Annotated in this window: 20 protein-coding genes and 1 tRNA gene; 13 read left to right on the top strand and 8 right to left on the bottom strand. The window is 61.9% G+C overall.

Annotated features, from left to right (window positions below):
• Window positions 1–6 precede the first annotated feature (6 nt).
• Window positions 7–1,326: a GGDEF domain-containing protein gene (locus AC6HU3_RS02110; protein WP_497474248.1), complete on the top strand. Its 1,320-nt coding sequence runs from the start codon at window positions 7–9 to the stop codon at window positions 1,324–1,326.
• Here the strand turns inward: AC6HU3_RS02110 and AC6HU3_RS02105 are convergent.
• From AC6HU3_RS02105 to AC6HU3_RS02080, 6 genes are read right to left on the bottom strand one after another with little or no spacing between them, the layout of a single operon-like run.
• Window positions 1,311–2,969, bottom strand: coding sequence for a primosomal protein N' family DNA-binding protein (locus AC6HU3_RS02105; RefSeq protein ID WP_497474246.1), 1,659 nt, complete (start codon window positions 2,967–2,969; stop codon window positions 1,311–1,313). The genes AC6HU3_RS02110 and AC6HU3_RS02105 overlap by 16 nt on opposite strands.
• Window positions 2,956–4,956, bottom strand: coding sequence for a CHASE2 domain-containing protein (locus AC6HU3_RS02100; protein ID WP_497474244.1), 2,001 nt, complete (start codon window positions 4,954–4,956; stop codon window positions 2,956–2,958). The genes AC6HU3_RS02105 and AC6HU3_RS02100 overlap by 14 nt, the downstream gene beginning before the upstream one ends.
• Window positions 4,953–5,804 (bottom strand): M48 family metalloprotease, encoded by an 852-nt coding sequence (locus tag AC6HU3_RS02095; RefSeq protein ID WP_497474242.1) that lies wholly within the window; start codon window positions 5,802–5,804, stop codon window positions 4,953–4,955. Before AC6HU3_RS02095 ends, AC6HU3_RS02100 begins: the two co-directional genes overlap by 4 nt.
• Complete coding sequence (locus tag AC6HU3_RS02090) at window positions 5,801–6,205, bottom strand: SH3 domain-containing protein (RefSeq protein ID WP_497474240.1); 405 nt, start codon at window positions 6,203–6,205, stop codon at window positions 5,801–5,803. The genes AC6HU3_RS02095 and AC6HU3_RS02090 overlap by 4 nt, the downstream gene beginning before the upstream one ends.
• 4 nt (window positions 6,206–6,209) lie before the next feature.
• Window positions 6,210–7,697: a Do family serine endopeptidase gene (locus AC6HU3_RS02085; RefSeq protein ID WP_497474238.1), complete on the bottom strand. Its 1,488-nt coding sequence runs from the start codon at window positions 7,695–7,697 to the stop codon at window positions 6,210–6,212.
• A 22-nt stretch (window positions 7,698–7,719) separates the two neighbouring features.
• The gene (locus AC6HU3_RS02080; protein ID WP_497474236.1) at window positions 7,720–8,286 is read right to left on the bottom strand and encodes a LemA family protein; all 567 of its coding nucleotides are present in this window, start codon (window positions 8,284–8,286) and stop codon (window positions 7,720–7,722) included.
• A gap of 385 nt (window positions 8,287–8,671) precedes the next feature.
• On the opposite strand from AC6HU3_RS02080, the gene recJ reads away from it, so the two are divergent.
• The gene (gene recJ, locus AC6HU3_RS02075) at window positions 8,672–10,324 is read left to right on the top strand and encodes a single-stranded-DNA-specific exonuclease RecJ (RefSeq protein ID WP_497474234.1); all 1,653 of its coding nucleotides are present in this window, start codon (window positions 8,672–8,674) and stop codon (window positions 10,322–10,324) included.
• Window positions 10,325–10,445: 121 nt separating this feature from the next.
• A complete protein-coding gene (locus AC6HU3_RS02070; protein WP_497474232.1) occupies window positions 10,446–11,996 on the top strand; it encodes an HD-GYP domain-containing protein in 1,551 nt (516 codons plus the stop codon).
• Here the strand turns inward: AC6HU3_RS02070 and AC6HU3_RS02065 are convergent.
• A complete protein-coding gene (locus AC6HU3_RS02065; RefSeq protein ID WP_497474230.1) occupies window positions 11,934–12,470 on the bottom strand; it encodes an acyl-CoA carboxylase biotin carboxyl carrier protein subunit in 537 nt (178 codons plus the stop codon). The two genes, AC6HU3_RS02070 and AC6HU3_RS02065, sit on opposite strands and share 63 nt — an antisense overlap.
• Complete coding sequence (locus AC6HU3_RS02060) at window positions 12,467–13,948, bottom strand: acetyl-CoA carboxylase biotin carboxylase subunit (RefSeq protein ID WP_497474228.1); 1,482 nt, start codon at window positions 13,946–13,948, stop codon at window positions 12,467–12,469. Before AC6HU3_RS02060 ends, AC6HU3_RS02065 begins: the two co-directional genes overlap by 4 nt.
• Before the next feature lie 95 nt (window positions 13,949–14,043).
• Between AC6HU3_RS02060 and der the strand changes: the two genes are divergently transcribed.
• The 10 genes from der (at window position 14,044) to asnS (ending at window position 23,584) form a co-directional block, all read left to right on the top strand.
• Window positions 14,044–15,351 (top strand): ribosome biogenesis GTPase Der, encoded by a 1,308-nt coding sequence (gene der, locus AC6HU3_RS02055; protein WP_497474226.1) that lies wholly within the window; start codon window positions 14,044–14,046, stop codon window positions 15,349–15,351.
• Complete coding sequence (locus AC6HU3_RS02050) at window positions 15,348–15,890, top strand: NUDIX hydrolase (RefSeq protein ID WP_497474224.1); 543 nt, start codon at window positions 15,348–15,350, stop codon at window positions 15,888–15,890. Before der ends, AC6HU3_RS02050 begins: the two co-directional genes overlap by 4 nt.
• A 6-nt stretch (window positions 15,891–15,896) precedes the next feature.
• Window positions 15,897–16,502: a class I SAM-dependent methyltransferase gene (locus AC6HU3_RS02045; protein ID WP_497474222.1), complete on the top strand. Its 606-nt coding sequence runs from the start codon at window positions 15,897–15,899 to the stop codon at window positions 16,500–16,502.
• Window positions 16,499–17,896, top strand: a complete 1,398-nt coding sequence (locus AC6HU3_RS02040; RefSeq protein ID WP_497474220.1) for an aldehyde dehydrogenase family protein — start codon at window positions 16,499–16,501, stop codon at window positions 17,894–17,896. Before AC6HU3_RS02045 ends, AC6HU3_RS02040 begins: the two co-directional genes overlap by 4 nt.
• Before the next feature lie 485 nt (window positions 17,897–18,381).
• Entirely contained in the window at window positions 18,382–19,227 is an 846-nt protein-coding gene (locus AC6HU3_RS02035) for an LVIVD repeat-containing protein (protein ID WP_497474218.1), read from the top strand.
• A gap of 121 nt (window positions 19,228–19,348) precedes the next feature.
• Window positions 19,349–20,518, top strand: a complete 1,170-nt coding sequence (locus tag AC6HU3_RS02030) for an NAD(P)/FAD-dependent oxidoreductase (RefSeq protein ID WP_497474216.1) — start codon at window positions 19,349–19,351, stop codon at window positions 20,516–20,518.
• A 48-nt stretch (window positions 20,519–20,566) separates the two neighbouring features.
• Window positions 20,567–21,205, top strand: coding sequence for a V-type ATP synthase subunit D (locus AC6HU3_RS02025; RefSeq protein ID WP_497474215.1), 639 nt, complete (start codon window positions 20,567–20,569; stop codon window positions 21,203–21,205).
• Window positions 21,206–21,220: 15 nt separating this feature from the next.
• Window positions 21,221–21,294: transfer RNA gene (locus AC6HU3_RS02020), tRNA-Ala, on the top strand.
• Between the two features lie 15 nt (window positions 21,295–21,309).
• On the top strand, window positions 21,310–22,299 hold the full coding sequence (mtnA, locus tag AC6HU3_RS02015; protein WP_497474214.1) for an S-methyl-5-thioribose-1-phosphate isomerase: 990 nt from the start codon (window positions 21,310–21,312) through the stop codon (window positions 22,297–22,299).
• Window positions 22,277–23,584 carry an asparagine--tRNA ligase gene (asnS, locus tag AC6HU3_RS02010; protein ID WP_497474213.1) on the top strand — a complete coding sequence of 436 codons (1,308 nt, stop codon included), beginning with the start codon at window positions 22,277–22,279 and terminating at the stop codon, window positions 23,582–23,584. Before mtnA ends, asnS begins: the two co-directional genes overlap by 23 nt.
• Window positions 23,585–23,587: the final 3 nt, after the last annotated feature.

Genomic DNA, 23,587 nt, shown 5'->3' with positions numbered 1-23,587 from the left:
GGGTGGGTGATCCTTCATATGTCCGGTGTGGCTCTTGTTCCAGCCGTTCTCACCTGGGTGTTTCCCGGAGAGCGGAAACTGGTCCCCCGACTTTTCTTGTCCCTTATGTGGGTGGGCTTTGTTTTTCCCCCCATTCCGGCGATTTCCTTCCTTGCGTCCGTGTTGTTCCTGTTGGCGCTGACGCTTCTCTTCCCCTCGCCCCGGTCCTGGCTTGTGCGGTTGACGGTTGCAGGTGGCGCGCTTCTTGCCCTGGTAACGGGAATCGTATCCCGTCCCGAGATGACGGCAGCCACGTATGTCCTGGGCGCTGGCTATGCGCTCTGGGTGCTTCGCCTCCAGGAGCACGCCTTTCACCGGAATCTCCTGTGGGGGATGGCTTTGCTCGGGCTTTTCCTTGCACTTTTTGTGCTGGAAGGGCATGCCCTGTTTCTCCTGGGAGCTGTGGCCCTGTTTGTTCACCTGGGCTATCGGGATGGTCTGTTTGAGCCTGAAGTGGCCTTCATTCCCTCCCTATCCCGGGAGCTCATGACCGGTTTCCCGGTGGGATTGCTCCTCACGGACTTTCGGCACCGGGTGGTGTGGGAGAACGAAACCGCCCGGAATCTCCTGGCTCCCCGAAAGATCCGGGGGAAAACCCTGGAGGACCTTTTTGGGGCCATTCCGCTCGATTCCCGGGAAACCTCCTATGTGCTCACACCCAACAACCGGGCATATCTGGTGTGGAAGGTCCCCGTCCGTCACGGGTATGTGTATCTGCTCCATCCGGTGGACGCCTTTGTCCAGAGTTTCCGGGAGGTGAACCTCAAGGCGGTGCAGTATGAGAAACTCGCGTCCCTGGATCCCCTCACCGGGGTGTTCAACCGCAGGGTGCTATACCCTCTCCTGGATGAGCTGTTCAAGCGGAGTGATACGGAGGGGACGCCCTTCTCCCTCATCATGCTGGATCTGGACGGATTCAAAGCCCTCAACGATACTTATGGTCATGAAACCGGTGATCAGGTGCTGAAGGCGCTGGCCTCCTTCCTCCGCACGAATCTCCGGAAATCGGACGTGGTTGTGCGGTATGGCGGGGATGAGTTTGTGCTGGTCCTGGCCGGCACCTCCCTGCAGGAGGGACTGTATGTGGCTTCTCAGATCAAAAAGCGGTGGAAAGAAGTTGCGCTGCCCGGGGAACTGAACGTCCAGTTCTGCATGGGGGTGGTGGACAGTACCCATCTTCCCCGGAATGCGGAGGATGCCCTCCGTGTGGTGGATGAATATCTGTACAAAGCCAAGGCCACAGGCACCGGCGTGATCGTGTCTCCCCTTCTTCAGGGGGACTCCTGAGCGTTTCGGAAGGTTCTTCGAAAATAGGAGCGAAGGGTTCCTTCTTTCAGCGCACGGAAGAGGGGAAGATCCTCCCGAAAGGTGAGAAGGACGTTCTCACCCTCCCCCATCCAGGTGAGCCAGGAAAGGCGCAGCGCCAGGCGTTGTTCCTCTGCCTGGGTGTGTAGAAAGGTTTCCGGATACCACACCAGAAGCATCCGGACGGCGGGGTGGACGAACCCCGCGCGGGCCGCCCAGGTCCCCACCAGCACGTCCGCTCCCCCCTTCTCCCACAGGTGAAGCAGGCGGTGGGGGGAGGAGGAAGATCCCGGTGTTCCGGCGAGGGTGAGCACCCGGGCGTGGGGGAACTGCGCCTTCACCTCTTCGGCCACGAATTCCATCCCCCGCCCGCGGGTTCGCAGGGTTTCCCCGCCGCATACCGGACAGTGATGGGGAGGGGGCTGGGTGAAACCACATCGTGGGCAGACCAGGTGGGGTTCGGGTTTTCGGTGCAGGACCAGCGGAACGTGATCCCGGGGACAGCGGGCCCGCCATCCGCATGCGTCACACAGCAAAAGTCCATAGCCCTTCCGTTCCACCCAGATGGCCACATTGTGCCCCCGTTCCAGCGCCCGTCCCATCCGGGCCCAGAGAGGGCGGGGGCTCCGGAACACGTCCCACACCGGACTCCGCTCCGGAAGGCGGCGGAGGATGGTGAAGTCGGGGCGACGTCCTTCTTCCGGTTCAGGGGCCGACCGGAGGACCACCACCCGCGTGGCAAGCGCTGGAATCACGTCGGACAGGGTGAGACTCTCCCGGAAGAAAAAACCTTCCATCCAGGGTTCGTCCACGATCACGTCGGGTTCCGGGAGGGGGAAAAGAAACCCCGCATGGGTGACCACCACACCCCTCAGGCGACCTTCCAGCGCTTCCCGCCATATGCGGCGACGGAGAGCCAGCCGGGTGGTGGAGGTATACACGGGCCACCCAAGCTCATGCCCCCAGCGTTCGGCAAGGGCAGAGTCGGCGCACCAGAGAAGAACAGAGCGTTTTTGGGATCGGGAGAGGAGAAACTGGCGTTTCTGCTGTGCTGTGAGTCCGAACATCACGCCCCGGGGAAAATCTTCCCCGCCGGGGAGGGTGGTCCGCACTCTCTCGGCAAGTTTGGGGAAAATCTCCCGGACCTCCACGGCTCCCGCATCAAGAAGACGAAACAGGTCCCGGGAGGTGGCCCCGGTCATCTTCTTCAGGCGCTTCCAGGAACGCCATCTCCGGTCGGTCAGGGCGTTCAAAAGGCGAGACCGCACCCCTGGCACATGAACGGGAAGCACGCGGGGACGGATCTGCAGGCGGGGCAAATCTTCCACGCCCGGAGGGAGGGCAAACCGGAGAAAATACCCCGGAGGATGCTCCGTGGTATGCGCCAGGCGTTCCATGGAGGCCATCACCCAGCCAGGAAGAATGGCCCCCGTTGAGGCAAGGATGGGTTTGAGTCCATCCCGCCTTTCGCCTTCCCCCCACACCACGCCCACCGTGAGCCGTGCCTGGAGGGGCACATACACCACGGCACCCCGCGGGGCTTCTCCCAGATAGGAAAGCGGTCCCCAGGGGGGATGGGGAAGGATCACGGAAAGAGGGGAGGGGTCCACCTTATTTCGTGGCAAACACCAGCACTCCCTGATGGGCGAGGACCTCGTCCGGTTTTTCGGTGAGCCAGGAGGCGTAAAAGGCGGCTGCGGGATCCAGTTCCGAAAGGCGCTGAAAGATCCGCAGGGCTTCTTTCAGCCGGCCCTGCTCCAGGGCCTGGAGGGCATGGTTCCAGAGAGGGAGGTCGGGATAGGGTTCTCTCCGGAGTTCCCAGATTTCGATGGCCTGTTGTTTCCCCTTGACCCGCACCCGGCCCATTTTCCTGACGTGGAAACCCTCCCCTGCCGCCCGGCGGGTTTCGTCATGGATCAGGATATCCACACCGAACATCCGGGTGAGCCCTTCCAGCCGGGAGGCGGTGTTCACCGTGTCGCCCACCGCCGTATAGTCAAAATGCCGGGCAGAGCCGAAGTTCCCCACCACAGCGGGACCCGTGGTCAGGCCCACGCCGATCCGGAGGGCGGGCAGTCCTTTTCTCCGCAGGGAGCGGGAAAAATCCTCCACCACCTCCTGGACGTCCAGGGCCGCCATGCAGGCTCTCCGGGCGTGATCGGGCTGGGACAAAGGGGCACCCCAGAAGGCCATGACCCCGTCGCCGAGATATTTGTCCAGGGTGGCTCCGTGCTGAAACAGAACCTCGGTCACACGGTCCAGATAGGCGTTCATCACCTCCACCAGCACATCGGGCGGGAGGTTTTCCGAAAGGGTGGTGAACCCCCGGACATCCGAGAAGAAGACGGTGATTTCCCGGCGCTCACCCCCCAGACGCAGGCGGGACGGATCGTCCAGGAGCACCCGGGTCACTTCGGGGGCGAGATACAGAGAGAGGACCTTCCGGATGAAGGCACGCTGGCGCCCTTCCTCGCGGTAGAGCCAGGTCTGAAACACCAGAAGGCTTGCAGCCCAGGCGAGCAAGAGGCGAAACAGAGACACATCCAGATACCCTGCGCCCAGAAGCAGGAGATCCACCCCCACCATCCCGAAGAGCAGTCCCCCCTCAAGAAGCAGCGTTCCGGTCAGGGTTTTGCGAAGAGGGAACCGGAGGAGCAGGAGGAGAAAGGGGAGTGATATCCACAGCACCCGGGCCGGCCATCCCCCGAGGGGGGTGAGATGAACGGATCTCAGAAGGCTTTCCAGAGCCCACGCATGGATGGCCATCCCGGCGGTGGTGGATGCATAGGGGGTGGGGCGCACGTCCTTGAGCCCCGGCGCCGTTGTGCCCAGGATGACAATGCGATCCTTGAACAGGGGCATGGGTTTGCCCTCAAATGCCCAGCGAACCACCTCGGAAAAGGAAACCACCGGATACCGGCGCTCGGGATTTCCGATGGGTGGGAGAAGGAGGGTCCCGGGGAGATCGCACGGCGAGGCCCGGGTGATCACACTCCACAGTGCGGCGGAAAAAGATGGGATGAGACCCAGGTGGTTTTCCGTGAGGAGATGGATTCTCCGGAACACGCCGTCCGGATCTGGATGTTCGGCCACATTGCCCACCGCCGCCGCCCCTTCCTGAAGGATAGGCACAGGTCCCATGGTGAGGTTTTCGGGCGGAGGGGTGGCGGGCGAAGGGCACAGGAACAGCGGTTCCACCTGGGGACCCTCCTGGCCGACGAAGGCCGCCAGAACCACGGGCATGGAAAGGGCGAGGAGGGTGTCTCGCAGGGCCTCATCGTCCCCTGCATGGACGGACGGTTCGGTGAACAGAAGATCCACCCCCAGGGCTTCTGCCCCGGATCGGGCGAGAAAGGAAGCCACCAGACCGTAATACGCCCGGGGGAAGGGCCAGACCACCCCCACCTGGGCGAAATCCCGGAGACTCTGCTGATCCACCGCGATCAGGACGATCCGGGGATTGGGGGGAGGGGACTGGAAGCGATCCAGCACGCGAAAGGCGAGGTCCCGGAAACGGAGTTCCACTGTGGTGGAGGGAAGAAAGGCCACCCCGAGCCCCACCAGGAGCATCCCCCCGGAAAGAACAAGGAAAGAGAGCCTCCGATGGCTCACCGGTAAGGTTCCGTGTAGCGGGCGAATCGTGCTGCCCGCGCGGGAGGAATCGCCACCTCTGTCGGGACTTGGAAATTCCGCACCCGGGTGATCCGTTCGGGGGCCGGCGGATGAGTCCGGAGGATCCCCGGGCCGGAAGAGGACTCCAGGGCTGCGATTTTCGTGAGCACCCGGATCAGGGCGGTGGGGTCATAGCCCGAACGGACCAGGAGGACAAACGCCACCGAATCCGCCTGCATCTCCTCTCCCCGGGAAAACCCCCGTTCCAGGAGAAGATGGGTGAGATCGGTGGCCACATCCAGGAGGAGCTTCGGATAGTCGGAGAGGTCCAGCACTTCTGTTCCCAGAACCTTGACGATGGAAGCCCGGCGGGCCCGGCGAACACTGTTGAGGCCGTGCTGGAGGGTGACGTGGGCCACTTCGTGGGCCAGGACTGCCGCGAGTTCGTCCTCACTTTCGGCGAGCTTGAGCAGGGGAAGGGTCATGGCCACATACCCTCCCGGAGTGGAGAAAGCGTTGGGCATGTCGGCCTGGACCACTGCAGCACGCCATCCCCTGAACGTCACCGGGCGATCGCTGTGGGCAACCAGGACAAGAAGCACACTGTTCACATACATCTGCAGGCTGTCGTCGGGAACGGGGGGATACCGGGAAAGGATCTCCAGGAACACGGAGCGACCGATGGCGTCTTCTTCTTCAGGGGTGAAGGGCCGGAATCCCTCCCCTGCCACCCGGGCGACCCGGAGGGCTCTGGAAAGATCGGAGTTCCCTGTGAAGGCCACGGATGGCGCCGTGGCACAGTTCGAGAAGACGAGGAAGACAGGGAAAAGCAGCAGCATCCGCTTCATCGGAGCCCTCCTTCCGCAGCAAAGTCAGCCAGATGGCGAAGGGCGAGCTCGGCAAGCTCATCCAGGTGTTCCAGCGCCTCCCGGGCGCCGGCATGGGTTTTTTCCTGTTTCTGGAGCATGGAGGCCAGACCCTTGCTTGCCAGAGCCACAGCCTTGTCGTCCCCTTTCCTCCCGGCTTTTCCGGGGAGGAGGAGCTTCGGGCGTTCCAGGGCCGTGGCTGGAATCCAGCCGGTTTTCTGAAGGGCCGGGACCGCCACCCGCTTCCATCCCGGTTGCTCGGTGAGGACCTTGACCTCCATCCCCCGGACCAGGACGGTGTCCACCGGAGCCAGAAAAGAAGGTTGCGAATAGAGCGGGACTTTCCCGACCTGGATGGGCAGGGCGAGCAGGAGGAGCATCATGGCTTCACTCCGGTCGGATGGGCACAAACACGGCGCGGGCCCCCCGGCGCACCTTCACCGCCACCGTCTGGGAGGCGTAGCGCCGAATCACCTTCTGGAAGTCCTTCAGGGACTTCACGGGCTGATCCTGAATCTTTTCGATCACGTCACCACGCTGGAGTTCCGCCTCGGCGGCCGGGCTTCCTTCTTTCACCTTCACCACAACCACTCCGTCCACCTCTTCACCCAGGATCTGTCGGGCCGTGAAACTGTGGCCGTCCACCACCACCGCCCCCCGCCATGTGACCTCCCGGGAGGGAGCCTCTTCTTCCTCCTCATTCCCGGGTGTCGCGGCCACCGGCGTTCCGGGATATTCTCCCAGGGTGACGGTGACGGTCCGTCGCTTCCGGTCCGGACTCACCACGGTAAGGTTGACTTTGCTTCCCGGCTCATGACTGGAAATCAGGATCCGGAGATGCTGCACAGAGTGAACGGGTTTCCCGTCCACCTCGATGATGAGATCCCCGTCCTTCAGCCCGGCTTTGTCCGCAGGAGAGTCTTTTTGCACTTCGGTGATCAGCGCACCGTAGGGATGATCCAGCCCATAGGCCTCAGCGAGATCCGAGGAGACCTCCTGGATGATCACACCCAGGAATCCACGCCGAACCACGCCCTTCTCCACGAGCTGGAGGGCGATGGTCTTCACATAGTTGATGGGAATGGCAAAACCGATGCCGATGTTTCCAGGACTCATGGGATTGGGAGAGGTGATGGCCGAATTCATCCCCACGACTTCACCCCGGATGTTCAGGAGGGGACCACCGGAGTTGCCGGGATTGATGGCCGCGTCCGTCTGAATGAAGTCCTGGAATTCCGGCCCTTCGGGAATCCGGAGGCCCGATCGGCCCACCGCGCTCACCACGCCCACCGTAACCGTATTGTTGAAGCCAAAGGGATTGCCGATGGCCACCACCCAGTCGCCGGGCTTCAGGCTGTCCGAATCCCCCAGGGGAAGGACCGTGAGTTTTTCTTTGGTTTTGACCGAGAGGACCGCCACATCCGAAAGGGAATCGGCCCCGACGATCTCCACATCCTCGCCCCGGAACTCTTTTCCATCCACGAGCCGGACCACGATCCGTTTGGCGTTCCGGATCACGTGGTTGTTGGTGAGGATGTAATACCGGTCTTTCTTGTGGGCAAAAATGAACCCGGAACCCAGGGACGTGATGGTCTGCTCCTGCTGGGGTATCTGGGGGTGTTCAAACTGGAAGAACCGGAAGAACTCCTCAAAGGGCGTGGTGCCCACCACCTGTTCCGCCGCGATGTTCACCACGCCAGGCATGGCCCGCTCCGCCACCCGCGTGAAAGGGGAGTGGAGAGACACCGTGTCCGATGAAGCGGGCGCGAAGACAAGTTCCGAATCGGCAAAGATCGGGCTGAACCAGTCCATCCGGATGGAGAGAGCAAAGGCTGCAAGCACGAGAATCGCGAGAATGCCAAGAAGTTTGCGCATCACCGCTGACCTCCTTTTCGATTCAGAACTGGACGCGGGGAGCCTCCCGCTCTCCGGGTTCGGCGATTTCAAAATAGGGCCGTTCCCGGAAACCGAACATTCCGGCCAGGATGCTGGCCGGGAAGACCTGGATGGCCGTGTTGTAGGTTCGGACCACGTTGTTATAGGTGGAACGCTGGGACGCGATCATGTTTTCCGTCTGGGTGAGCTCCTGCTGAAGCTGGAGGAAGTTCTGGTTGGCTTTGAGGTCGGGATATTGCTCGGCCACCGCGAAAAGGTTGACCAGCGCCTGGGAGAGCTGGCCCTCCGCCTGCATGCGTTCTTCCGGGGTCCGGGCCTGGCCCAGACGGGCCCGTGCCCGGGTCACGGCTTCCAGGGTCTCCCGTTCGTGTTTCATGTACCCCTTGACCGTTTCCACAAGGTTAGGAATGAGGTCAAACCGGCGTTTGAGCAGGACATCAATGTTGGCCCAGGCCTGATCCACTTGATTGCGGAGGGCCACCAGCCGGTTGTAGGTCCCGATGGCCCAGAACACCACAAGAAGCCCCACCACAAAAACCACACCCACCACCAGAAGCAATGCTCCCATGCCCCTCCTCCCTGTTGGTTTCAAAGGGTTCTCATCAAGTATACACCTTCTTCCCGAAAGCATCAAACCGCGGTTGACAGCATACTCTGTCGGGACTGCAATGACAGAACATATGGAAACAGGAGAGTGACCATGAAAGCCATCGTGTTGAAGGACCTTAGGGGAGCTGGAGGTGCTGGAAGGGCTTCCCACCCCGGAAGCCGGACCGGGGGAAATCGTTTTCATCATGGAAAGAGTCGGGGCCTGGGATCTCCGAGCATGGCTGGGGGAGGGTGATCCTCACCCTGACCTGAACGGGGCACAGGGCGGGTTTTCGTCCTGTCCTGGGCGAACTTTGAAGGTTCATGTCCGCCCCCCTATCTTTAAGGGCAAAAGGAGCTTTTCCGTGCGCTGGATTTTCAAGCAAACCCTTCCGGAGGTGAGGGAAGAGGTTTCGTTTTCACCCTTCACCCAGGCCCTTCTCGCCTCCCGGGGGATTCCGCCGGACAGCGTGGAGGATTTTCTGTTTCCCCGGATTGAGGCCCTTTCATCTCCCTTTCTTCTCCCCGGCATGGAACGGGCGGTGGACCGGATCGTCGCCGCGCTGAAAAACCGGGAACGGATTCTGGTCCACGGTGACTACGATGCGGATGGTGTGGTATCCACGGCTCTTCTCGTGCGAAATCTCCGGAGACTGGGAGCGGACGTGGTGGCCTATATCCCCGATCGGTTTGAGGAGGGCTATGGCCTTTCGGCAGAGGGGGTGGAACACGCCAAATCGGCCGGCGCCTCCCTGATCATCACCGTGGACTGCGGGATCACGGCGGTGGAGGAGGTGGAACTCGCCCGTTCCTACGGCATTGATGTGGTGGTCACGGACCATCACCTCCCCCAGGAGCACCTGCCGGATGCCGTGGCTCTCGTGAACCCGAAACTGCTGCGGGATGGCGAAGAACTTGCCGGGGTCGGGGTGGTGTTCAAGCTGCTGGATGCCCTGTATACGGCGCTGGATCTGGATAAATCTGCGCTCTACTGGGACCTGGACCTGGTTGCGCTGGGTACGGTGGCGGACCTCATGCCGCTGGTGGGGGAAAACCGGATCCTGGTGCATTACGGACTGAAGGTTCTTTCCCAGACCCGAAAGGCGGGCCTCAAAGCCCTCCAGGAGGTCGCCCGGCTGCGGGGAAAAACCGTGAGCCCCTGGCATATCTCCTTCATCTTTGGCCCCCGGCTGAATGTGGCGGGCCGCCTCCGCCACGCCCGCATCGCGCTGGAGCTTCTCACCACCCCCGAGGGCCAGCGGGCCCTGGAGCTGGCACGGCTTCTGGATCAGGAAAACCGCCGGCGCCAGAGTCTGGAGCGGACCATTGTGGAGGAGGCGTCCCGTCGGATTGAGTCCACCGATCTGCGGGACCATCCCGTCCTGGTGGTGGAAGGGGAAGGCTGGCATGAGGGAGTGATCGGCATTGTGGCTTCCCGGCTTGTGGAACGGTATGAACGGCCCGCCATTGTGATCGCGGTGGAAGACGGCTGGGGCAAAGGCTCCGGACGGAGCGTCCCCGGTTTTCATCTCTTTGAAGCCCTCCACGCCCACCGGCATCTCCTGGAAGCCTTTGGAGGGCACCGGATGGCGGCGGGTCTGCGCCTGCGTCGAGAACGGATCCCTGAGCTCCGGGAGGCGCTGGTGGCCTATGTGGACGAGAATCTGCCCGAGCCCCCGGAGCCGGAGGTGGAGGTGGATTTTGTGCTGCCCGAGCCGGGATGGCTGGACGATCCCCGTCTCCCCGAGGAGTTCCGGAAGCTGGAGCCTTTTGGGATGGGGAATCCCTACCCCACCTTCGTGTTGCAGGGGGCACGCATCCTTCAGCGAAGCCGGAAAAGCAAGCATCTCCTCCGGTTTCTCCTCCTGTTCCAGGGGAAATCCCTTGTGGTGGAGCGCAGAACAACCGGTCAGCCCTGGGAGCAGGTCTCCGGGGTGGTGGCGGATGTGCTGGTCCGGCTCAAAGGATTCCAGGGGGGATACCCGTTGCTGGAGGCTCTCGACGCCCGCGTTCGGTGAAGTGGGTTGACAGACCCTCCTTCTCCGACCATAGTTTATATAGCCGAGGGCTGGGGGAGCGTTCATGTCTCAGGGGGTTGTCGAGCGATGGAAGGCAAGGCTTCAGGGGATACCCTCCCTGGTGCGGGCCCCGTTTGAGGAGCTGGAACGGTGGGACCGGGACATCGCCCCCCGCCTCCTTGAGGATCTCACCGCATGTGACAGCGCGAATGCTAATGCTGTGGAATTTCGCGCCCTCCTCGAACTCACCCGCCTGATCCGGGAGAAGGGGGACCCCTATCTGGCTGCCCAGGTGCTTCTGTCGCTGGCGGATCGGTGCCCCGATGAGGGAAGCAGCGAGTTTTTGAAAGCCCGGGCTGCCCTGTATCTCTGCACCTATGGCCTGTTTGAAGACGCCCTTCGGTGCGTGGAGGACCTTCTGGTGGAGGACCGTGCCCTCCTCCGGGCGCGGGTGTTTGCCGCCCGCGTGGCCGCCCTCTATCATCAATATGCCCATCGCTGGGACGAGGCCCTCCGGTGGAACCGGGTGGAAGAAGACCTGATCCATCAGGGGCTGGACGATCCCGAAATCGCCTATCGCCTGCCGGTGGTCTATCTCAACCGCGTTCATCTTCTCCTTCACCGGTTCCGAACCCGTGCGCTGAGGGGGGAAGAGATGCGCCCCACCCGGGAGGAGGTCCGGGAACTGACCCGTGCCCTTCAGCAGTTTCATGCCCATCGGGCACGCTACCCTGATTTTTACACCTTTGCCTGGCCGGTGCTGACGGAAACCTATCTCCATCTGGACGGGTATGAGCGCGCGAAGCGTTTGATCCGGTATGTCCTGTCCCGGAGGAAACAAAGGTCGCCGGAACTCGCCGCGGCGATGCACTTCTATCAGGCGGTGATCGAGTTCCGGGAGGGGCGGACGGGTTCTCTTTCCGCCCTGCGCCAGGCCCTCCGCCTGGCCATGGAAGGTGGGGCGTTCTTTCGGGAACGGGATATCCTGTATTCGGCGTTGATTCTCTTGCGTGGGCTTCCCGGGAGCGTGGAGGGGAACCTGCTCGCACAATATGAAGAGTTGTTTCGAGCCCTCCTGCAGCTTCTTGCGGAGAAGGACCTGTATACTGCGGGGGACCATTCCCTCCGGGTGAGCTGGATCGCCTACTGGATCGGGCGGGTGCTCACAGAAAAAGACGCTTCCCTCCGCCGGGCTGTGTTCCCCCGGTCCCTGGCCATCGCCGGGCTGGTGCACGATATCGGAAAACTGTATCTTCCCTGGATCCTTCTGAACCGCGTTCGCCCCTTCACGGAAGCGGAGTGGAAGTTGATCCGGGAGCACGTGGCTTATGGCGTGGAGGCCCTGAACCTTCTGGGAATGCCCGGGGTGGCCCGGGTGGTGGCCGAACATCACGAGCGGGTGGACGGCTCCGGCTATCCCCGGGGACTCACCCGTCAGGAACTATCCATGATGGGGGCCGTGCTGGCGGCCGCCGACACCTTTGAGGCGGCAACGTCGCCCAACCGGCACTATCGCCCACCCAAGCCGCCGGAGGTGGTGCTGGAAGAAATGAGAGGCAATCATCATCCCCGGGTGGTGGATGCCCTGGGGGAGCTGGTGGCGCGGGGATCACTCCTCCGCCAGACGCCCTCCCTCCCCGCCTGGCTGGAGATGATCCGGCGGGGGATATGAAAGGCGAACCAGCACCTGGCCGAGATCCACAAGATCTCCTTCCTTCACCGGAATGGCCTGCACCATGGCGGGGGCCGGTGCGGTTAGGTGATATTCCATTTTCATGGCCTCCACCGTGACGAGAGGCGCGCCTTCCTCCACCCGGTCCCCTTCCCGCACGTGGATTTTCTGAACTTTGCCCGTGAGGGGGGAGGAGATCTCCTCCGGGTGTTCCGTTCTCGCCGGACGGTTACGGGGAGGGGCCGGTTCCAGGCGAAACACTTCCCCCCTGAAGGAGACCCAGATCCCGCCGTTTCGGTCCTGAGCAACCCACAGAGGAATTCGCGTGTGTCCCTCCACCAGCACCACCCGCTTCCCATCCCGCGAAACGCCCCACGCGCGGGAGACCGGATGTTCCAGCCGGACCTCTCCCTCGTGGAGGCTTCCCCGCACCTCCACCACCTGTCCCCGAATGCGGAAAAAACGGGACGTCATGACGTTTCTCCGATCCGAAATCGCCCAAGGGTTTTGAAGGGCGAAAAGGGGTCGCCCGCGGGCACCGATTCAGGCGGCGGGCTGGAGGGTGTTGGCTGGGAAAGAAGACCGGCCACCAGAACTTCCGGCGGGGGATCGGGAGGTTCGGGTGTCATGGCCTCCACCGTGGTGGTGTAGGTTTCCGCATTCCGGAATACGTCGCTTTCCAGAAGGTGGATCAGGAAACCGATGTTGTGCATCACCCCCAGAAGCGCTGTATCTTTCAGGGCTTCCACCAGACGGGCTCGCGCCTGCTCCCGGGTTTCCCCCCAGGCGATCACCTTGGCGAGCATGGGGTCGTAAAAGGCGTGGATGGCGAGGCCTTCCCGGAGGGCGTGATCCACCCGGACTCCCGGATGGTGGGGAAGGTGCAGGGCAAGGAGATCCCCGGTGGACGGAAGAAACCCGGCATAGGGATCTTCGGCATAGATCCGGGCTTCGATGGCATGTCCCCGGGGGGTGAAGGGAAGATCCGGAAGACGCTCACCCCGGGCCACCCGGATCTGCCAGGCCACGAGATCCAGCCCCCAGACCATTTCGGTGACCGGATGTTCCACCTGAAGCCGGGTGTTCATCTCCATGAAATAGAAGTTCCCTTCCCGGTCCACCAGAAACTCCAGCGTCCCGGCGGAGGTGTAACCGGCGGCTTCCACCATCCTCCGGGCCGCTTCGTGGAGGGCCTTTCGGGTGTCTTCGGAAATCCCGGGTGAGGGGGTTTCCTCAATGATTTTCTGATAGCGGCGCTGGAGGCTGCATTCCCGCTCCCCAAGAATCCAGATGGTTCCGTGATGGTCGGCCAGAACCTGGACCTCCACGTGTCGGGCGGGCTCAATCCACTTTTCCACAAACACCCGGGGATCTCCGAAGGCGCTCCGGGCTTCCCGGATGGCGCTTTCCACCTGGTGGGCAAGTTCCTCCGGCCCATACACCCGCCGCATCCCCTTCCCACCGCCTCCGCCGGCCGCTTTGATCACCACCGGATACCCCAGGTTTTCTGCGGCTTTCTGTGCTTCCTCGGGGCCGGACACCAGCACCCCTCCGGGAGGGGTGGGGACACCCGCCTTCCGGGCAAGGGCATGGGCCCGGGTCTTGTCGCCCATGAGGGCCATCACGTCGGGTTTCGGCCCGATGAACACCAGCCCTGCTTCCTGCACCTTCCGGGCAAACTCCGGGTTTTCCGCGAGGAAACCGTATCCCGGATGGATGGCCTGGGCGCCGGCTTGTTTGGCTGCATCCAGGATCCGATCCATCTGGAGGTAGCTTTCCTGCGGGGTGGTTCCCCCGATGGGGAGGGCGATGTCGGCGGCGTCCACGTGGGGACTTCCAGCGTCGGCATCGGAGAAGACCGCCACGGCCTCAAGCCCGAGGGCGTGGAGGGTCCGGATGATCCGCAGGGCAATCTCACCCCGGTTGGCCACAAGCACACGACGAAGGGTCATGGATGTCTCCCGTACGGCCCGAATGGTACAGTTTTCCCGGCTGACTGTCAACGCGGAAAGGTGCAGGTTCGCTCTCCTGCGCGTATACTAAAGGCATGGAAATTCGTGGAAAACTTCCCCTTGTGGTGATCGTCGGCCGGGTGAACGTGGGCAAGTCCTCCCTGTTCAACGCCCTGGTGGGCAAACCCCTGGCTCTCGTGGATCGCACCCCCGGGGTGACCCGCGGCGGACTGCGCAAAACCCTCCACCATGAGGGCTACGCCTTTGAACTCATGGACACGGGCGGGCTGTATCCTCCCGAAGAAGACGAGGTGTTTGAAAAGGTCAAACGCCACATTGAACGGGCTGTCCGGGAAAGCGATCTGGTCCTCTTCCTTGTGGATCTGAAGGCCGGTCTTCACCCCCGGGATGCGGAAATCGCTCAATGGCTTCGGGAACTCGGGAAAGACGTGATCCTGGTGGCCAACAAGGCGGACATCAAAAACCCCGATCCCTATGAGTTTTTCTCCCTGGGGTATGGGGAGCCTCTCCTGGTGAGCGCGGCCCACAGGGAGGGACTCCTGGAACTCAAAGACCGGATCGTGGACCGCCTTGCCGAAAAGGGATACCGGCCTCTTGAGGAAGAGGAGGGCTCCCGGATCCGGGTGGCCCTTCTCGGAAAACCCAACACGGGCAAGTCGTCTCTGCTGAACCGGATCGCCGGGCGGGAGATCACCGTGGTATCGGATGTGCCGGGGACCACCCGGGACGCGGTGGACGTGGAAGTGGAGGATTTTGTCTTTGTGGACACGGCGGGGATCCTCCGGCGTTATCCGGATGAGGTGAGTTACTGGGCGTCTCTTCGAAGCGAAAGTTCTGTCCGATTTGCGGAAGTCGCGGTGGTTCTTCTGGATCTCACCCAGGGGGTTACCCGGGTGGACCGGAACATCCTCCGGATGGTGGTGGAGGAGGGAAGAGGGCTGGTGGTGGGCCTTTCCAAATCCGACCTGATTCCCTCGAAAGAACGGACCGCCGTGTTTCAGGGCATCAAGGATGCCCTGCCCTTTGTGGACTTTGCCCCCTTCCTGTTTGTGAGCGCGAAAACGGGCGAAAACGTGGAGTATCTCAAAAAGCTGATCCGGACCGTTCACCGGGAGTGGAAGCGCCGGATCCCCCATCCACAACTGGTGAGGGCGCTGGATGAGATCCTGGACGAATACCATCCCCCCACCCGGGCCTTTCGCTATGCTCAGGTGGGGCGCAAGCCGCCCACCATCCTGATCGTTGTGGAAAACCCCTGGCCGGAAAGCTACCTCCGGTTTGTGGAACGCAGACTCCGGGATCGCCTGGGCCTTGTGGGCACCCCCATCCGGTTTGTTCAAAAACGGAAGAGCGAACTTGTCCGGAAAGGAGGCCGCCGATGAGAAGGGTGGAAAAACGGGGGGAACGGTATGTGTATCGCGGGCGGGTGGTGAACCTGCGGGTGGACACCCTCTTTTTCCCGGACACCGGTCGAACCGTGGACTTTGAAGTGGTGGAATATGCGCCGGCCGTGACCATCCTGCCCATCACACCGGAAGGCCGGATCGTGTTCACCCGGCAATACCGCCATGCCCTGGGTCGAACCATTCTGGAACTCCCCGCAGGAAAGTGCGATCACGGAGAGGAAAAGGCGCTGGAAGCGGCAAAGCGTGAACTTGCGGAGGAAACCGGTTATCGGGCGGGATCGTGGGAGTTCCTCCTTTTCTATTATGTCGCGCCGGGCTATTCCACCGAACGGATGACGTTCTGGATTGCCCGGGACCTTGTGAAGGGTGAGCAGAACCTGGATCCGGACGAGATTCTGGAGGTGGAAGAACTTCCGGAGGATGAGGCGTTGACCATGCTCCTTGCGGGGGAGTTTGAAGACGCCAAAACCATCATTGGCCTCACCTATTATTTCCTCAAGAAGCATCTCACCTGAAAGGCGATGGCCTTGCCCTTCCGTCTGGGCGTGTCGGGCTGGGTTTTCCAGAAGGTGGGACCCCTTCTCTATCCCCCATGGGTCCGGTCGGTTCTGGAGATGGTGGGGTGGCTGCTTCCTGAAAACGGAAAGGTGCTGGATGTGGGAGGGGGAACCGGGACGATGGGGACCCTTCTCGCCCGTCCCCGGGGTCTTCCGGTCTGGGTGGCCGATCCCGCGCCGGGCATGCTCCGTTACGGAGAGGGGATTCGCCCCATCCTCGCCCGAACGCCGGGCCTTCCCTTTCGGGAGAAGGCCTTTTCCGCGGTATGCGTGGGGGAAGCCCTCCACCATTTTCAGGACGTGGATGCCGCGCTGGAGGAGATGGTCACCCTCCTTGCACCGGGCGGGTATCTCGTGATGTATGACTTTGATCCTTCCACCGTGATGGGAAAGATCCTCCGTTTTGCCGAACGCGCGCTGGGCGAGCCCGGAAATTTTTTCACACCCTTCACTCTCAAAGAGCGTTTCATCAGGCGGGGTTTTCATGTCCGGGTGTATGCGCGAAATTTTCGTTACGTTTTGATTGCCTCGCCGGAACATTCCCACATTTTTGAGGAGGTGGCGCCATGAAAACCTATCCCCTTCTTGCAGGTCCCGGAGAACTTCACACGTCGGAGGTTCAGGAAAGCCCGGCAGGGCGGGTGAGTCTTGCGGGCGACGGGGAGATTGAACTTGCCCTGGAGACGGCTTTTGCCTTTCGCAGGACCTTTGCCCGCATGCCCCTGTTCAAACGGCTTGAAGCCCTGGAGAAGGCTCTTCGTTTGGTGGAGGGCCGGTCAGAGGAGCTGGCCGAGCTCATCCATAAGGAAAACCGCAAGCCCCTGCCCCTTGCCCGCAACGAGGTGGCCCGTGCCCGGGTCACCCTCCAGACCACCCTCGCGGAGGCCTGGACCTGGCGGGATGAGCACCTCCGCCTGGACCAGACACCGCTGGGCGCCGGACGGTGGGCGGTGGTCCGCCGGGTTCCCTACGGGGTGGTTCTCGCCATCACACCCTTCAACTATCCCCTGAACCTGCCCCTCCACAAGGTGGCGCCGGCACTGGCTGTGGGTGCACCGGTGATCCTGAAACCCGCACCGGCCACGCCTGTGACGGCGGTGGTGCTGGGAGAAATTCTGCGGGAGGCGGGATTTCCGTCTGAAGCCATCCAGGTGGTGCCCACCACCAACGAGCGGGCCGAACGGATGGTCCGGGACGAACGGGTTGCGGTCCTGTCCTTCACGGGAAGCGCCCAGGTGGGCTGGCATCTCAAGAAAATCACGGCGGCGAAGGTGGTGATCCTGGAGCTGGGGGGCAATGCCGGTGTGATCGTGGAGGAGGATGCCGATCTTCCCTTTGCCGCCGAACGGATCGTCACAGGCGCCTTTGGTTATTCCGGTCAGGTCTGCATCTCCGTACAGCGGATCTTTGTTCATGAAAAGGTGGCCGATTCCTTCCGGGACGCCCTGATCCACGCCCTTCATTCGGTGGACCGGGAGGCCCTTCTGTGCCCTCTGATCACGCCGGGGGCTGTCCAGAAAGTGAAGGCGTTTCTGGACGAAGCCCTTTCCCGGGGGGCACAGGTGGTGTTTGGAGACCCCGAGAAACTTTCCGACCTTCCCGAGCCCATTCTGGTGGAGAAGGTCCCCCACGACACGCTCCTCTGGAGGGAGGAGGTGTTTGGCCCCGTGGCTCTGCTCGAAACCTATGCCGATTTTGACGAGGCTCTGGAGCGGGTGAACGACAGCCGGTATGGCCTCCAGGCGGGGCTCTTCACCCATGACATCCGAAAGATCCTGAAAGCCTTTGAGGAACTGGAGGTCGGAGGGCTGATGGTGAACGATGTGCCCACCTATCGGGCGGACATCATGCCCTACGGTGGGGCCAAGGCATCTGGTCTTCTGCGGGAAGGTCCCCGCTATGCCATGGACGCCCTCACCGAGCCCCGGGTGATGGTCGTGAACCGGATGCCGGAATGGACATGATCCCGGGACGACGTGCTTCCACGCACATCCGGTAGCATGGTGAAAGTTTATCCAGCGGGGTTTTCCTGCCTGCATTGTTCCGAATCGGCTCTGGCAAAGGGGGATTTTTCATGACCGCGAATCCGTGGCATTGTAAGGGCTTTCACGATGGAAAGACAACGGCATAACTTTGCCGGATTTCGGGTGACGCTCATCTCCCTGACCCGTCAAAGAGGCAGAGGCTCAGGTCCTGTCTGAACTTCAATGCTTCTATGGACAGCCTTCGGGCGGGAAAACATCGGGCCGGGGAGACCTGCGCCCGCATCTTGCACGAACGGGGATGTTGAACTAAACTTGATTCTGGATCGCTGGAGGCAAACAGGGGAACAGCGATGCGCAGGGTATGGCTGGCTACCAGGGTCGCGGTGCTGAGCGGAGGGGTGCTGGGGGTGGGGTGTTTCAACCCACTTTTTCCGTTCTTTCCGTGGGGTATGAGGCAGACGATCGTGAAAAGCGTAGCCGTGGACGGAGGGCGCAACCTTGTGTTTGCGGGTGTGTCGCGGTCAGAGGGGCACGGTCCATCTGTGGAGGAGGTTCATGTTCTGGCTGTGTCGGATGGGGGTGAAATGAGGCGGGTTGGGGAGATTGAGGGGTATGGATGGATCGCAGACCTGTGGTACGACGCCGCATCCCAAAAACTTTATGGAGCGGTGAGCGCGGGGGGCCTCTGGGTGATGGACGTGTCGGATCCGGCGAACCCGAGGAGAGTGGGGTTCTACGACACACCGGATGAAGCCAGGGCCGTGGTGGTTTCGGGGCGTTACGCTTATGTTGCGGCTCGAAAAGCCGGCCTCCGTGTGATGGACGTATCGGATCCGGAAAATCCCGTGGAGGTGGGGGCTTATGACACGCCAGGGTATGCCGAGGCCGTGTCGGACCCGGCGAATCCTGTGGATGTGGGAGCATACGATACACCGGGGTATGCAGCAGACGTGGCGATTTCGGGAAATTTCGCCTATGTTGCAGATCAGAGGGGTGGTCTCCGTGTCATTGACGTATCGGTTCCGGAAAATCCGAGAGAAGTGGGAGCATACGATACGCCGGGGTATGCCAAGGCCGTGGTGGTTTCGGGGCGCTACGCCTATGTCGTGGATGATAATTTTCGTGTGATCGACGTGTCGGACCCGGCGAATCCGAGGGAAGTTGGGGCGTATGACACACCGGAAAATGCAGAAGACCTGGCCATTGCGGGAAATTACGCCTATGTCGCGGATGGGTGGGACGGACTCCGCGTGGTGGACGTGTCGGATCCGGCGAACCCTGTGGAAGTGGGGCATTACGAAGGGGAATAAACGGGTTTGTGCGTGTGGGAAGATACATTTGGCGTCCAGGACAGGTTCGCAGGAGAGGTTCTTTGAGGTGTTCATGCGAGTGTAGACATTTTCCGTTGTTTCGCCCGGGGAGGCTGTCTGCATGTGGGTGATCTGCGGTGGGGGCATCGTGGGGTTGTCCATTGCCCGGGAAGCCGTCCGCCGGGGTGCGGAGGTGATGGTGCTGGAAGAGGAGCGGGATGTGGGCCTTCACGCTTCGGGACGGAACTCGGGGGTGCTTCACGCGGGGATCTATTATCCGGCCGGGAGCCACAAAGCCCGGTTCTGTCTGGAGGGACACCGCCTCCTCCGGGACTACATCCGGGAAAAGGGCCTTCCCCTGCTGGAGACAGGCAAGGTGGTGGTGGCGCGTCGCGAAGAGGATCTGGAGACCCTTGAGGAGATTTACAGGCGGGCCACCGCCAACGGCGCGCCCATCTCCTGGGTGGATGAGGAAGAACTGGAGGATCTGTTTCCCGGAGCCCGGACGGTGGATCGGGCGCTCTTTACCCCTCTCACGGCGACCACCCTTCCCCACCGGGTGATGCAGGCCCTGAAGGCCGATCTCCTTGCGCAGGGGGTGAAGATCCGGCTGGGGGTCCGGTGCCTGGGACCGGCGGGATCGGGGAGATTGCACACCACGGACGGAGACATCTCCTTCACCCGGTTCGTGAATGCAGCGGGGATGGGTGCGGACCGGCTGGCCCATGCCTTCGGGGTGGCCCGGCATCTTCGGGTGCTTCCCTTTCAGGGGATCTATTATCGCCTTCACCCCCGGCTTGCACCCCGGATCCTCCGGAACCTCTATCCGGCACCCCGGAAGGGTCTGCCTTTCCTGGGGGTCCATTTCACCCCCTGGCCCAACGGCGAGGTGTGGGTGGGTCCCACCGCCATTCCCGCCCTGGGACGAAAGCATTACGGTATTCTCCGGGGCATGGACCGGGAGGCCTTTTCCATCCTGGCTCGGGAAGGGATCCTGTTTTTCCGGGATCCGGCGTTCAGGAGGCACGCCTTCAGCGAAACCCGGAAATACCTGCGGCGGTTTTTCTTTGAGGATGCTCGCAGTCTGTTTCCCGCCCTTCAACCGGAGGACCTGCTTCCCGAACGGAGGATCGGTCTCCGGGCACAGCTTGTGGACATGAAACGGGGGAAACTGGTGATGGACTATGTGGTGGCGGAGGATGGGGATGCGGTCCACATCCTGAATGCGGTCTCGCCGGCGTTCACCAGCGCCTTCGCCTTCGCCCGGTTTGTGGTGGACCGGATGGTTTGATGGAACGATGCGCCTTCCGTATACTTTCCACCAATCGGAGGGATAGCGATGGAACAGGTTAGCCCGACCCGGATGAACCTTTTGCTTCTCCGGCGCCAGATCAAGGTGGCGGAGCAGGGGGTTCGTCTTCTCAAAACCAAGCGAGACGCCCTCTTTGCCGAGTTCCGGAAGATGATCGAGCCCCTCCTTGAAAAGGAGCGGGAGCTGGATCGTGCCCTGCAGCAGGCGACCCGGGTGCTCACCCTGGCGCTGGGGGTGGATGGTCCGGAACGCCTGGCATCCACCGCCATGGTGACCCGGCGAAAGGACCTTGCCCTGGAGATGAAAGAGCGGAAGATGTGGGGCGTGAAGATGCTGGACATCGCCGGGGTGAAGCTTCGCCGGCGCTTTCTGGAGCGGGGCTACAGCCCCCTCACCGTGTCCACCCGCATCGATTTTGCTGCGGAGCGGTTTGAAGAGGCGGTGGAGATCCTCCTGGCCCTCGCGCCCATGGAAATCCGTCTCAAGAAGCTCGGGGAGGAGATCAAGAAAACCACCCGGCGGGTGAACGCTCTGGAGCAGAAGGTGATCCCGGAATTGCGTGAGCAGGTGAAATTCATCCGGCAGGTGCTGGAAGATCGTGAGCGTGAGGACAAATTCCGCCTGAAAAAACTGAAATCCAAAGGTTCGCAGAAATCTTATTCCTGATTCTGGCTCGGACGTGGGGACGTAGCTCAGGACGGGAGAGCACCGGCTTTGCAAGCCGGGGGTCGGGGGTTCGAATCCCCCCGTCTCCACGTTGAAATCCTCCCATGACCCTTCCCTTTGAGGTGATCGCTTTTGATCCCGGTGTTCCCGCCGTGCGGGCGCTGGACCAGCGCTTTCTTCCGGACGAGGAAATCATCCGCGAGCTTCGGACCCCGGAGGATGTGGCCCGGGCCATTGAAGACCTGGTGGTGCGCGGAGCCCCCCTGGTGGGCATCACCGCGGCGTATGGCGTGGCCCTCGCTTCCGTTCGGGGGGAACCGGTGGAACCGGTCCTTGACCGGATGCGGAAAACCCGCCCGACGGCGGTCAACCTTTTCTGGGCCCTGGAACGGATGGAGAAGGCCCACCGGGAAGGTCGGGATCTGGTGGAGGAAGCCCGGGCGATCCACGAAGATGAGAAACAGCGGACACTTGCCATTGCCCGGAACGGGGCAGATCTTTTCCTGAAACCCGTTCGGGTGATGACCATCTGCAACACGGGGATTCTGGCGACAGGCGGGATCGGCACCGCCCTGGGGGTGGTGTATGAACTCCACCGGCGGGGTCGGTTGAAGGAGGTGGTTGCCCTGGAGACCCGGCCGGTCCTGCAGGGCGCCCGGCTCACAGTGTATGAACTCGCCCGGATGGGGCTTCCCCACACCCTGATTGTGGACAGCCAGGCGGCTGCCCTTCTCGCCCGCAAAGCCGTGGACGCGGTGATTGTGGGGGCGGATCGGGTGGCGGCCAACGGAGATACGGCGAACAAGATCGGGACGCTGATGCTCGCCGTCCTTGCCCACCATTTTGAGGTTCCTTTTTACGTGGCGGCGCCCCTGTCCACCTTTGACCCTTCCCTTCCGGACGGGCGCCACATCCCCATTGAACAGCGAAGTCCGGAGGAAGTCCGGCGGGTCCGGTCCTGCCGGATCACCATGGAAAACACGCCGGTTTTGAACGAGGCTTTTGATGTGACCCCGGCTCATCTGATCCGGGGCTGGATCACCGAACGGGGGGTTCTGGAGGAGGTATCCCATGACACCGTGGGTCTATATTGAAGATCTCGCCCAACATGTGGGGGAAACGGTGGAGCTCCGGGGCTGGCTCCACAACAAGCGCTCATCCGGAAAGATTCGGTTCCTCATCGTGCGGGACGGAACGGGTTTTGTGCAGGTGGTGGCTGTGAAAAACCAGGTTGCGCCGGAGGTTTTTGATCTCCTGGATGACCTCTATTACGAGTCCTCCATCATCGTGCGGGGAAAGGTTCGAAAAGACGCCCGGGCACCGGGGGGCGTGGAGCTGGATCTCGTGGACCTGGAGGTGATCCAGAACCCCGGAGACTATCCCATCCCCAAAGTCCGGGAAGAGAACATTCCGGACGTGGGAAAACTCCTGAACCTGCGTCATCTCTGGATTCGGGGACGGCGTCAGTGGGCCATTCTCCGGATCCGGGACGAAGTGGTACGAGCGCTGGAAGACTTCATGCACGCGCGGGGATTCATCCGGCTGGATCCCCCCATCCTCACCGCCATGGCGGTGGAGGGAACCACCACGCTGTTCAAGATCGATTATTTCGGTCAGCCCGCCTATCTTTCTCAGTCTGGCCAGCTCTATATGGAAGCCCTGGCCATGTCCCACGGGAAGGTGTACAGTTTTGGCCCCACCTTCCGGGCGGAAAAGTCCAAAACCCGGCGGCACCTCGCCGAATTCTGGATGATGGAACCCGAATGGGCCTATGCCACCCTGGAGGATCTTCTGGCTCTGATTGAAGATATGCTCTCCTATGTGGTGGAGCGGGTGCTGGACCGGCGGCGGATGGAACTGGACATCTTGGAGCGGGACATCTCCAGACTGGAGGCCATCCAGAAACCTTTTCCCCGCATCACCTACGATGAGGCGGTGGACCTTCTCCACAAGAAGGGATTGGACTTCCCCTTTGGGGAGGATTTCGGTGCGGACGAAGAAACGGCCATTTCGGAAAGCTTTGATCGCCCGGTCATGGTGACCCACTATCCCGCGGCGGTCAAGGCCTTCTATATGAAGCGGGATCCGGAAAAACCGGACCGGGCACGGTGTGTGGACGTGCTGGCTCCCGAAGGGTATGGGGAGATCATTGGAGGGAGCGAACGAGAAGAGGATTACGAGACGCTGGTTCGCTATATCCGGGAGCACAACCTTCCCCTGGAACCGTACGAATGGTATCTGGACCTGCGGAAATACGGAACGGTACCCCATGCGGGCTTTGGTCTGGGACTGGAGCGGACGGTGGCCTGGATTACCGGCATCCGCCACGTTCGGGAAGCCATTCCCTTCCCCCGCCTGGTGGATCGGATCTACCCCTGATTG

This window comes from Caldifarcimen microaerophilum (genome assembly GCF_055387105.1).
The sequence above is the reverse complement of the archived record's forward strand: the minus strand, read 5'-3'. Positions and strand labels throughout refer to the sequence as shown.